The organism is Stenotrophomonas sp. HITSZ_GD, from assembly GCF_029543105.1.
Taxonomy (GTDB): domain Bacteria; phylum Pseudomonadota; class Gammaproteobacteria; order Xanthomonadales; family Xanthomonadaceae; genus Stenotrophomonas_A.
In genome coordinates this window covers 69,928-81,587 of record NZ_JARQXB010000015.1, presented here as the reverse complement: position 1 = coordinate 81,587, position 11,660 = coordinate 69,928, and the positions used below count along the sequence as shown (strand labels likewise).

At 70.3% G+C, this 11,660-nt stretch carries 12 protein-coding genes; all 12 read left to right on the top strand.

What is annotated here, in order from left to right; all coding sequences use genetic code 11:
• Nucleotides 1-603 precede the first annotated feature (603 nt).
• The 12 genes from fliD (at nt 604) to P6166_RS14320 (ending at nt 11,650) form a co-directional block, all read left to right on the top strand.
• The gene (fliD, locus tag P6166_RS14375) at nt 604-1,962 is read left to right on the top strand and encodes a flagellar filament capping protein FliD (protein WP_277765130.1); all 1,359 of its coding nucleotides are present in this window, start codon (nt 604-606) and stop codon (nt 1,960-1,962) included.
• 121 nt (nt 1,963-2,083) lie between these two features.
• Nucleotides 2,084-2,497 (top strand): flagellar export chaperone FliS, encoded by a 414-nt coding sequence (gene fliS, locus P6166_RS14370; RefSeq protein ID WP_277765129.1) that lies wholly within the window; start codon nt 2,084-2,086, stop codon nt 2,495-2,497.
• Entirely contained in the window at nt 2,494-2,796 is a 303-nt protein-coding gene (locus P6166_RS14365) for a hypothetical protein (protein WP_277765128.1), read from the top strand. The genes fliS and P6166_RS14365 overlap by 4 nt, the downstream gene beginning before the upstream one ends.
• Nucleotides 2,796-3,374 carry a PilZ domain-containing protein gene (locus tag P6166_RS14360; RefSeq protein WP_277765127.1) on the top strand — a complete coding sequence of 193 codons (579 nt, stop codon included), beginning with the start codon at nt 2,796-2,798 and terminating at the stop codon, nt 3,372-3,374. Before P6166_RS14365 ends, P6166_RS14360 begins: the two co-directional genes overlap by 1 nt.
• An 89-nt stretch (nt 3,375-3,463) precedes the next feature.
• Nucleotides 3,464-4,096: a response regulator transcription factor gene (locus P6166_RS14355; RefSeq protein ID WP_277765126.1), complete on the top strand. Its 633-nt coding sequence runs from the start codon at nt 3,464-3,466 to the stop codon at nt 4,094-4,096.
• Nucleotides 4,097-4,342: 246 nt separating this feature from the next.
• On the top strand, nt 4,343-5,746 hold the full coding sequence (rpoN, locus tag P6166_RS14350) for an RNA polymerase factor sigma-54 (protein WP_277765125.1): 1,404 nt from the start codon (nt 4,343-4,345) through the stop codon (nt 5,744-5,746).
• A gap of 9 nt (nt 5,747-5,755) precedes the next feature.
• Nucleotides 5,756-6,139, top strand: coding sequence for a response regulator transcription factor (locus P6166_RS14345; RefSeq protein ID WP_130320043.1), 384 nt, complete (start codon nt 5,756-5,758; stop codon nt 6,137-6,139).
• Complete coding sequence (locus tag P6166_RS14340) at nt 6,132-7,601, top strand: sigma-54 dependent transcriptional regulator (RefSeq protein ID WP_277765124.1); 1,470 nt, start codon at nt 6,132-6,134, stop codon at nt 7,599-7,601. Before P6166_RS14345 ends, P6166_RS14340 begins: the two co-directional genes overlap by 8 nt.
• 45 nt (nt 7,602-7,646) lie before the next feature.
• Nucleotides 7,647-8,345 carry an acyltransferase gene (locus P6166_RS14335; RefSeq protein ID WP_277765123.1) on the top strand — a complete coding sequence of 233 codons (699 nt, stop codon included), beginning with the start codon at nt 7,647-7,649 and terminating at the stop codon, nt 8,343-8,345.
• Between the two features lie 64 nt (nt 8,346-8,409).
• Nucleotides 8,410-8,844, top strand: a complete 435-nt coding sequence (locus tag P6166_RS14330) for an adenylyltransferase/cytidyltransferase family protein (RefSeq protein ID WP_277765122.1) — start codon at nt 8,410-8,412, stop codon at nt 8,842-8,844.
• On the top strand, nt 8,841-10,367 hold the full coding sequence (locus tag P6166_RS14325; protein WP_277765121.1) for a CDP-glycerol glycerophosphotransferase family protein: 1,527 nt from the start codon (nt 8,841-8,843) through the stop codon (nt 10,365-10,367). Before P6166_RS14330 ends, P6166_RS14325 begins: the two co-directional genes overlap by 4 nt.
• Nucleotides 10,364-11,650, top strand: a complete 1,287-nt coding sequence (locus P6166_RS14320; protein ID WP_277765120.1) for an ATP-grasp domain-containing protein — start codon at nt 10,364-10,366, stop codon at nt 11,648-11,650. The genes P6166_RS14325 and P6166_RS14320 overlap by 4 nt, the downstream gene beginning before the upstream one ends.
• The last annotated feature ends 10 nt before the right edge of the window (nt 11,651-11,660 follow it).

Genomic DNA, 11,660 nt, shown 5'->3' with positions numbered 1-11,660 from the left:
CCGTGAACCCATCCATGGGGGCTCGTAGGCGACATCCATGTCGCCTACGGTCCCGAAAGGGCCCAGCCCCCGCAGGCCCGAGAGACTTCCGCAGCCGGACAACAAGAGCAAAGGCGACGCCCCGCGCCGCCCGCGTCTCCCTGAGGAGCGGCTCACCTCGACCTGCTGGTAGATCGGAATCGAGAGGGGTCCAACGGAGGGAGAGCCCCCCTTTTGTTAAGGGGGGCGCGCCGAAGGCGCGGGGGATAGGCAAGGTGGAAGCGGAGCCCGAAGTTTGCGTAGCAAACTTTGGGGGCTAAGCCCGCGCAGCGGGATTAGCCGCGAATGGCCCGCGGCGGCGAATCGGACAGGGATGTCTGCTGAGCCGTGACGACCATACCCGCCAGGCCGGTGCCCGCAACGTAAGAAGCCGCAACAAACCGCCCAAAACACGAGCGCGCGCCCGCCAAAAACCCACCACCCGCCGGCACAGCTCTTGCATCCATCCCCACCGGCGCACCCGCGCCGCCAAGGCCCTCAAGCCCGGCGGCGCGCGGCCGCTATTCCCGTTATCCGGTGGCGCGTGCCGCACGCACCCCCGCCGCCCAGGTCAGGAGATTCCGCATGGCAGGTTCGTCGCTTTACCAGATCGGCTCGGGCCTGGACATCCCGACCCTCGTGGCCAACCTCGTCGCCGCAGACCGCAAGCCGGAAGAAACCCGGATCAACAATGCCGGCACCGCCGCCTCGGCGCAGCTGTCGGCCATCAGCACCATCAAAAGCGGTATGGCCAACCTGCAGACCGCGCTCAAGACGCTGACCACCAGCATCGACAGCCAGGCCTACAAGGCCACCGTGGGCGACGGCGCCGGCTTCACCGCCACCGCCACCAGCAGCGCCACCGCCGGCAACTACAACGTGGAAGTGGTCAACATCGCCGAGCGGCAGAAGCTCACCTCCGGCGCCTACGCCAGCGACAAGGTGGTCGGCGACGGCACCTTGACGATCGCGTTCGGCGATAGCGGCAAGGACAGCCTGAACGTCACCATCGCCGAGGGCAGCAAGCTCTCCGACGTGGCGGCCGCGATCAACAAGGCCGCCGGCGGCAAGGGCGTGACCGCCAGCGTCGTCACCGCCAACGATGGCCAGCACCTGGTACTCACCGCCGCCGATACCGGCACCGCCGGCACCATGACCCTCACGAGCAGCGGCGGCAACGGCGGCCTGGCCGACCTCACCTACCCCGCCACCGGCGGCGGCACCGGCCTCACCCAGACCGTGGCCGCCAAGGACGCGCTGGTACGCGTGGACGGCTTCGAGCGCACCTCCAGCAGCAACGCCGTCGCCGACCTGATCCCCGGTGTGGTGCTCAACCTGACCAAGGCCAACGAAGGCACGCCCTACAGCCTGTCCATCGGCAAGGACAACACCTCGATCAAGACCAACATCAGCGCCTTCGTCAGTGCGTACAACGCGGTGGTGACGGTGCTCAAGTCCTCCAGCGCCTACAACGCCGACACGCAGAAGGCCTCGGCGCTGACCGGCGATGCGATGGTGCGCGGCCTGCAGACCCAGCTGCGCAGCCAGCTCAGCGGCAACGTCAGCGAACTCAAGACCATGGGCGTGAGCATCGCCACCGACGGTTCGCTGAGCTTCGATGCGGCCAAGTTCGATACCGCCCTGGCCGCCGACCCGAGCGCGGCGCAGAAGCTGTTCGGCAGCGACGGCAGCGTCGGCAAGGGCCTGAACAGCATGCTCAACAGCAACCTCAACTCCACCAACGGCTCCATCACCCTGCGCACCAACAGCCTCAACGCGCAGATCAAGGACCTGGAAGCGCAGCTGGACGATCTGGACAAGCGCATGGACGAGGCGACCACCCGCTACACCGCCCGCTTCACCGCCATGGACACCATCGTGGCCAAGATGCAGACCACCAGCGACTACCTGACCCAGCAGCTGGCCTCGTCCTCGAACAGCTGACGGGCTCAAGAGAAGGCCGGATGCGGCCGATATAAGGACATCACCAACACCGCGGGCCGCCCGCGCAACGCCGGGGGGACAGCCGGCGAGGCGACCGACCAGGCCCCGCCAGGAGCAATGCATGTACGGTTCCAGCCGCCAATATGCCGAGCAGTACCGCAAGGTCGGCGTTTCCACCAGCGTCACCGACGCCGATCCACACAAGCTCGTCGCGCTGCTGTTCGCCGGCGCCTGCCAGCGCATCCGCCTGGCCCAGGCCTGCCTGGCCCAAGGTGACCAGGCCCGCAAGGGCAAGGCGATCGGCGAGGCCTGCGCGATCGTCGGCCACCTCAACGGCTCGCTCGACCACGAGGCGGGCGGTGAGATCGCCGGCAACCTGTCCGCGCTCTACGAATACGTCATCCAGCGCCTGACCGAGGCCAACCTGCACAACGACGAGGCCGGCCTGGTCGAGTCGCTGACCCTGCTGGGCGAGATCGACTCGGCCTGGAACGCGATTCCGGTCGAACAGCGCGGGATCGCGGCGGCATCGTGAGCACCCGCGTACCGACCCTGGAAGACCTGCAGCGCCAGTTGGTGGACCTGCGCGCCGCGCTGGCCGACGAGGACGACGCGCGTGCCGCCGAGCTGGTGCGCGAACACGATGTGGACCTGCGCCAGTACCTGGCCGCGCACGGCACCGGGGCACGCCTGGCGCTGGGCGAGCTGCTGCGCCAGCAGGCCGAGGCGATGGACGACATGCGCGCACGGCGCGACGCCGCCGGCAGCGCGCTGCGCCAGAACCGCCGCTCCAGCGATGCCGCCCGGGCCTACCTGCGCGCCGGAGCCCTGTAATGACCGACATCCTGCATGCCGCCGAAAGCCAGCTGTTCGATGACACGCTGAGCTGCGAACTGGCGCTGCCGGTGGCCTTCCGCGTGGGCAGCGCGCCCGGCCGGCCGGCCGCCGCCGAGACCTTGCTGCGCAGCCTGGCCCAGGTCGAGGACCTGCGCAGCGACGACGGCCACGAGGAACGCGGCGAGCTGCCGCTGCTGGTGCAGCGCATGGACGCCAAGCTCGACCTCATGCTCGCCCTGCTCGGCCGGCTGGCCCGCCAGGGCGGCCAGGAACTGCCGCTGCGCCCGGTGCGCTGGTCGCGCCGCGGCATGCGCCTGGAGACCGGCGGCCGCAGCGGCGCCCAAGCCGGCGCGGCCGGCGTGCTCTCGCTGCAGCCGGGCGACTGGCTGCCCGAGGCGATCGACCTGCCCGTCACGGTGCTGGCCGAGGCGGCCAGTGGCACCGGCGGCTGCTTCCTGTGGCTGCGTTTCGATCCGCTGGACGCCGGCCTGGAGGCCGCGCTGGAGCGGCATCTGTTCCGCCTGCACCGCCGCCAGATCGCCGAGGCGCGGCGCGCCCGACCCGATCCGGCCTGAGCCCGGCCGAACGCCGATGGTTGGCGGCGGCTCCCGGCTCGGCTAAGGTGCGAATCCCGCCGACTCATTCAGCCGCAGGCCTCCGCACAGTGCGAGTCATCATCGTCGACGATCACACGCTGGTGCGCGCAGGCCTGTCGCGGTTGCTGCAGACGTTCGCCGGCATCGACGTGGTGGCCGAGGCCAGCGACGCGCGCCAGGCGGTGGACCTGACCACCCTGCACCGGCCCGACCTGGTGCTGATGGACCTGTCCCTCCCCGGCCGCAGCGGCCTGGACGCGATGAGCGACATCCTGCGCGAGGCCCCGCGCACGCGCGTGGTGATGATGTCCATGCACGACGACCCGGTGCACGTGCGCGATGCGCTGGACCGCGGCGCGACCGGCTTCGTGGTCAAGGACGCCGCGCCGCTGGAACTGGAACTGGCGTTGCGCGCCGCCGCCGCCGGCCAGGTGTTCCTGAGCCCGCAGATCTCCTCCAAGATGATTGCCCCGATGCTCGGCCGCGAGAAACCGGTGGGCATCGCCGCGCTGTCGCCGCGCCAGCGCGAAATCCTGCGCGAAATCGGCCGCGGCCAGAGCAACAAGGAAATCGCCGCCGACCTGGGCATCAGCGTCAAGACGGTGGAAACGCATCGCGCGCGGATGATGGAATCGCTCGGCTGCCGCCGCGCCAACGATCTGGTCCTGCTGGCCGCCAAGCACCACAACGAACTGTTGTGACGCCGGTGCGGCCCCGCGGCCGCGTCCGGGCCGGCCGTGCCTTCCGCCTTGCGGCGCCGCCGCCCGCCTCGCCGTTCGGCCGTCGTGAACCCGTCGCGGCGCCCTGCCCGGGTCGGGAAAGTCCTGACATCGCGTCAGGAACACCACGCCCGCCGACAGGGACATCCCGATTAAAAACCCGTCACCCCCTCCTGCAAGATACGTTCCAAGGCGCGACCGCGCCGGGGAATGTCGAAGGGGTTTGCCATGAAGCCGACGCTGTCCACCCAGTTGGGCCAGCAGCTGCACCTCACGCCGCAGCTGCTGCAGTCCATCCGCCTGCTGCAGCTGGACGGCTTGCAGCTGGAGCTGGAAATCCGCCGCGCGCTGGAGAACAACCCGCTGCTGGAGCTGGAGGAAGGCCAGGCCGAGTCCGAGGAGGACGCGGCCGCCGCGCCGGAGCAGCTGGACGTGGCCGCCTTCGACGAACTGCCCGAAAGCTCGATGTGGGACGTGGCCGGCAGCAGCTGGAACGATGGCGAGGACGACCGCCTGCAGCGCATCGCCGCCGGCGAATCCACCGACCCGCAGCTGCGCGTGCTGCAGGCCCTGGCGCTGGAACTGGACGAGCGCCGCCTGTCGGTGGCCGCGTTCTGGCTCGAACACTGCGATGACGCCGGCTACCTGACCGCCCCGCGCGCCGAACTGGCGCTGCTGGCCAGCGCCCGCCTGGACGTGGACGCCGAGACCGTGGAGGCCGTGCGCCAGCGCCTGCTGGCCGGCGACCCGGCCGGCCTGGCCGCGCAGGACCTGCGCGAATGCCTGCTGGCCCAGCTGGCCGCGCTGCCTGGCCAGGTGGCCGGCCGCCCGTTGGCCCGGCGCATCCTGGCCGGCGACCTGGAACTGCTGGCCGGCCACGACTACGACCGCCTGGCCCAGGCGGTGGGCGCCGAGGCCGCCGATGTCCGCGAGGCGGTGCGGTTGATCCTCTCGCTGCAGCCGCGCCCGGGCGACACCCTGCTGCCGGTCGCCGAGCAGGCGGTGATCCCGGACGTGGTCGCCTGGCACGCCGACGGCCAGTGGCGCGTGGCCCTGAACCCGGCCACCACCCACCGCGTCACCCTGAATCCGATGCACGAGCGCGCCCTGTCCGAGTCCGGCGACGCTTCCCCGGCCCTGCGCGACCTGTTGCAGGAAGCCCGCTGGCTGACCCGCGGCCTGTCGATGCGCTACGAGACCCTGCTGCGCGCCACCCGCGCCATCGTCGAGCGCCAGGCCGCGTTCCTGAGCCGCGGCGAGGAGGCCATGGCGCCGCTGACGCTGAAGGAAATCGCCGAGGAAATCGGCATGCACGAGTCCACCATCTCGCGCATCACCACCGGCAAGTACCTGCAGACCCCGCGCGGCACCTTCGAGCTGAAGCACTTCTTCGCCGTGCGCCTGGAAGGGGCCAGCGTCTCCGGCCAGGCCGTGAAGGCCATGGTGCGCCGCCTGATCGAAAGCGAGCCGGCCGCCCGGCCGCTGGCCGACGAGGCCATCGCCACCCTGCTCGCCCGCCAGGGCGTGAACGTCGCGCGACGGACCGTAGCCAAGTATCGTGAGCAACTGGATATCGCCCCGGCGCGCGAGCGCCGTCGCCAACACAAGCCGTTGCTGGCCCGGGCCGGCTGAGGAAGGACCATGAACAAGCTCACCGTACTGCTCGTCGACGACCACGAAGGCTTCATCAACGCCGCCATGCGCCATTTCCGCAAGGTGGAGTGGCTGGACATCGTCGGCAGTGCCGGCAACGGGCTGGAAGCCATCGAGCGCTCCGAGTCGCTGCGCCCGCGCGTGGTGCTGATGGACCTGGCGATGCCCGAGATGGGCGGCCTGCAGGCCACCCGCCTGATCAAGACCCAGGACGACCCGCCGTATATCGTCATCGCCAGCCATTTCGACGATGCCGAGCACCGTGAACATGCGCTTCGCGCCGGGGCGGATAACTTCGTCAGCAAGCTGTCCTACATCCAGGAAGTCATGCCGATCCTGGAGGGCCTGTCGGAGGCGGGCGGTAATGAGTGAGTCACGCATCCTGCTGATCGACAGCGATGCAGTGCGCGCCGAGCGCACGGTCTCGCTGCTCGAATTCATGGACTTCAACCCGCGCTGGGTGACCGACGGCGCGGACCTCAACCCGCAGCGCCACCGCCATGACGAGTGGATGGCGGTGCTGGTCGGCTCGGCCGGCGACGCCTCGCAGGCCACGCGCTTCTTCGACTGGCTGGCCAAGGCCAAGCTGCCGCCGCCGGTGCTGCTGATGGACGGCGACGCACACCAGTTCGCCGCCGCACACGGCCTGCACGAGGCCAACGTGTGGCCGCTGGACACCCCGCTGCGCCACGCGCAGCTGGAAGCGCTGCTGCGCCGCGCCAGCCTCAAGCGCCTGGATGCCGAGCACCAGGCCGGCGCGCAGGCCGACACCGGCCCCACCGGCCAGAGCGAGGCGGTGGTGCACCTGCGCCGGCTGATCGACCAGGTCGCCGCGTTCGACACCACCGTGCTGGTGCTGGGCGAATCGGGCACCGGCAAGGAAGTGGTGGCGCGCGCCATCCACCAGCACTCGCCGCGCCGCGATGGCCCGTTCGTGGCGATCAACTGCGGCGCGATCCCGCCGGACCTGCTGGAAAGCGAGCTGTTCGGCCACGAGAAAGGCGCCTTCACCGGCGCGCTGACCGCCCGCAAGGGCCGCTTCGAGATGGCCGAGGGCGGCACGCTGTTGCTGGATGAAATCGGCGACATGTCCCTGCCGATGCAGGTCAAGCTGCTGCGCGTGCTGCAGGAGCGCAGCTTCGAGCGCGTCGGCGGCGGGCAGACGATCCGCTGCAACGTGCGAGTGATCGCCGCCACCCACCGCAACCTGGAAGCGCGCATCGGCGAAGGACTTTTCCGCGAGGATCTGTTCTACCGGTTGAACGTGTTTCCGATCGAGATGCCCTCGCTGCGCGAGCGCGTGGACGACCTGCCGGTGCTGGTGCAGACCATCGCCGCGCAACTGGCGCGCACCGGCCGCGGCGAAGTCCGCTTCGCCGACGAGGCCTTGCAGGCGCTGCGCAGCTACGAATGGCCGGGCAATGTGCGCGAGCTGACCAACCTGGTGGAGCGCCTGGCGGTGCTGCATCCGGGCGGGCTGGTGCGCGTGCAGGACCTGCCGGCGCGCTACCGCGGCGATTTCCAGCCCGCGCCCGAGCATATTGCCCCGCCCCCGGTGGCCACCCTGGCCGCCGGTGCGGCCGCCGCGCCGTTGCACGAGCGCCACAAGGCGGCGGCCGAGGCGGCCAACACCGGTGCCAACCTGCCCGACGACGGCATCGACCTGCGCGGCCACATGGCCAGCATCGAGCTGGCGCTGATCAACGAAGCGCTGGAACGCACGCAGGGCGTGGTCGCCCACGCCGCCCAGCTGCTGGGCCTGCGCCGCACCACGCTGGTGGAGAAGCTGCGCAAGTACGGCATTGACCGCGAGCAGACCGAGTTGGCGGGCTGAGGCCGCTGCGGCGACTTTTCGACCCCAGCCCGTCAAAGAACCGTAATGACCCAGACCGCGACCCCGCCGGACGCCGCGCTGCACGATGTCACCGACGCGCGGGGCAACCGCCTCGTGGCCCCCGCCGCCCTGCTGCCACGGCTGACCGTCCACTTCCGCGCCAGCCATTGCCTGCTGTGGCTCGACCCCTCCGCGCGCATCGGCACGCTGACCATCGAGTTCAACGGTGACCATGGCCAGTGCCGGCTGGGCGCGGCCGGCGCCGAGGGCTCCTTCTCCGGCCTGCTGCGCGTGGGCCAAGACAGCCGCATCCTGGTGGACGACCACACCACCGCCACCGCCCGCTGCTTCATCTGCGCCAGCGAGGGAACCCAGGTGCGGATCGGGCGCGATTGCATGCTGGCCTCCGACGTGCAGCTGCGCTGCGATGACGCCCACCCGATCTTCGACATCCACACCGGCGAGCGGGTCAACCCGTCGGAGGACATCGTCATCGGCGACCACGTCTGGCTCGCTTACGGCACGCGCTGCATGGGCGGCACCCGCATTGGCGACGGCAGCGTGATCGGCCTGGACAGCATCGTCACCGGTCCGATCCCGAACAATTGCGTGGCCGTCGGCCGGCCGGCACGGGTGACGCGCCGCGACATCGCCTGGGAACGCCCGCATCTTTCGCATCCGCCGGCGCGGCTCCATGCCGACAGCGTGACCCGCTCGCCGTGGTGGCACCCGACCCGGGACTGAGCGCCCCGGCACGCCGCTTGCATGCCTCCGGCTACGGCAAACCGCCGTCTGCTGGGAGCCTGCGATGGCCCTCGTCCTGACCTATGGCACCTTCGACCTGCTCCATGTGGGTCACATCAACCTGCTGAGCCGGGCGCGCGCGCTCGGTGATCGGCTGGTCGTGGGTCTTTCCAGCGACGCGTTCAATGCCCTCAAGAACAAGCAGTCGACCCAGTGCTACGCCGATCGCGAAGCCGTGCTGCGGGCCGTGCGCTACGTCGATGACGTCTTCCCCGAGGAGACCTGGGCGCAGAAGGCCGACGACATCCGCCGCCTCGGCGCGGACCTGCTGGTCATGGGCTCGGACTGGAGCGGTCATTTCGACGAACTGGCCGCCTATTGCCAGGTGCGCTACCTGCCGCGCACCGAGGCCATTTCCAGCACGTTGCTCAAGACGATGATCCGCCAGGGCGCGCCCGCCGCGCCGCTGGCGCTGGCCGCGAGCGCGGCGCGCCGATGAACGCGGCCGAGCTGGACATCGCGCTGGAGGGCGAATCCACGCTGCGGCTGGACATGCGCGGCCCCTGCGCCGCGGCGGACGGGTTGCGCCTGCAGCCGCGCGGACGCGGACGCGAGCGCGCGCTGGTTGCCCACACCGAGCGCGTGGGCGATGCCTTGCGCGCACGGGTATCGGTGGAGCAGCTGCTCGCCGCCCAGGCCGTGCGGTGGGATGTCCGCCTGGCCGCCGGCGACCGCGACGAACCGTTGCGCGCGAGGCCGCAACAGGGCGAACGCCACTTCTTCTCCACCCGGCTGGGAGAGCACGGGCTGTCGGCCTACCTCAGCGACAGCGCCGAATCGCTCGTGCTCTACAGCGCGCCACGCGACCAGCACGCCCGCGTGATGGCCGACGAGAACGCGCGCGCCAACTTTCCGCGATGGCTGCACGAGCTGCCACTGCGCGAGGACCTGGTGCTGTTCGAAAGCTTCCTGGGCAAGACCTACGCCGGCAACCCCCGCTACCTCTACGAGGCACTGCACCCGGCACGCCCGGATCTGCAATGCGTATGGGCCTACCAGGGCAACGAGACGATCCCGGGCAATCCGCCGCGCGTGCGCCGGGGCTCGGCGGAGTACTACCGTGTGCTGGCGCAGGCGAAGTACCGCGTCAACAACGTGCTGTTCCCCGTGCACGGCCGCAAGCCGGAGACGGTCTACCTGCAGACCTGGCACGGCACCCCGCTCAAGCGCCTGGGCTACGACATCGAGGTGGCCGGACCGGAAGCGGACGCGCGCGACAACCTGCGGCGCGAGGCGGCCAGTTGGAGCGTGCTGCTCAGTGCGAATGCGTTCTCCAGCCAGATCCTGCCGCGCGCGTTCGGCTACGACGGCCCGGTGATGGAGGCCGGCTATCCCCTGGCCGATGCCCTGCATGTTCCGTTCGAGCACCCCGACGCGCGCGCCGCCGCGCTGCGCGCACTCGGCTTGCCGCAGGACCGGCGATACCTGCTCTACGCACCGACCTGGCGCGATGACCAGCCGATCGGCGCATGGCGCTTCGGCTTCGACCTGCAGCTGGACCTGGCGCGGGTGTCCGCCGCACTGGCCCCCGACCAGGTGCTGCTGCTGAAAACCCATCATCTCGTGGCCGCGCAGCTGGACTCGGCGCAGTTGCCCGACAACGTGATCGACGTATCGGCGCGCGACGACGTGACCGAGCTGTGTCGCGTCAGCGACATCCTGATCACCGACTACTCGTCGGTGTTCTTCGATTTCGCCGTCACCGGGCGTCCGATCCTGTTTTTCTGCTACGACCTGGACCACTACGCCGAGCGCATCCGTGGCTTCTACCTCGACGTCCCCGGCGACCTGCCCGGCCCGGTGTCGCGCGATACCGACGAACTGATCGCCCACCTGCACGACCTGCCCGCGATCACCGCGGCGCATGCCGAGCGCTATGCGGCGTTCCGGGCACGCTTCTGCGAGCGGCACGCCGGGGCCACCGCGCGGGTCATCGAACAGGTGTTCGGAGCGCGCGCATGAACGTATTGGTGTTCCCGTGCGGTTCGGAGATCGGGCTGGAAATCCATGCGGCGCTGCGCGCCTGCAAGGACGTGCGCCTGCACGGCGCATCGTCGGTCGACGACCACGGGGAATTCGTCTACGCGCGTTACCGCCGCATCCAGGCCGACAGCGCCGACGCACCCGCGCTGCTGGCCGCGCTCAACGCGTTGATTGCCGAATGGGACATCGACGTGGTGATGCCGGCCCACGACAGCGTCATTCCGCTGCTGGCCGAGGCCGGCCCCGCGCTGCGGGCCCAGGCCACCGTCCCCCCGGCGCGCATCGCGCGGATCTGCCGCGACAAGCACCTCACCTACAACCGCCTGCAACACCTGGGCTTCGTGCCGCGCCGCGTGGACGGGCTGGCCGATGCGTATCCGATCTTCGCCAAGCCGGCCGTCGGCCAGGGAAGCCAGGGGGCCGAACGCGTGGATGACGCGGCGCGCCATCGCCAACTGCTGGACAGTGGCATCGACTACGTCTTCGCCGAGTACCTGCCCGGCGAGGAATACACCGTCGACTGCATCTCCGACGCCGATGGCCGCCTGCTGCACGCCGCGCCGCGGCGGCGCGAGCGCATCCGCAACGGCATCGCGGTGCGGACCGCGCCTGCCCCGGCCGACGCGGCGCTGCAGGCGATGGCCGAGGCGATCGCCGACGACCTGCGCCTGCGCGGCGCCTGGTTTTTCCAGGCACGCCGCGATGTCCACGGCGTGCCGAAGCTGCTGGAAGTGGCGCCGCGCATCGCCGGTTCGATGGCCCTCACGCGCCAGCGTGGCGTCAACTATCCGCTGCTGGGCCTGTATGCCCACCTGGGTCGCCCGTTCCAGGTGCTGGCGCAGGACTTTCCGATCGACATGGATCGTGCCCTGCACAGCCGTTTCCGCAGCACGCTGTCCTATCGCCGCGTGTACCTGGACCTGGACGACACCCTGCTGCTCCGCGGCCGCGTCAACCCGACCTTGATGGCGCTGCTCTACCAATGGCGCGACGACGGCAAGTCAATCGTGCTGTTGACCCGCCATGCGCGCTGCCCGCGCGCCACCCTGGACGCACACCACATCCACGCCGCCCTGTTCGAGGACATCGTCCACCTGACCGATGGCTCGCCCAAGAGCGCGGCCATCGACGCGCGCGGCCTGGAAGGCGGTGCGATCTTCATCGACGATGCGTTCTCCGAACGCCAGGACGTACACGCCCGGCACGGCATGCCGGTGTTCGACCTGGACGCGATCGAGCAGTTGCTCGACGGCCGCGCCTGATCCCACGGAC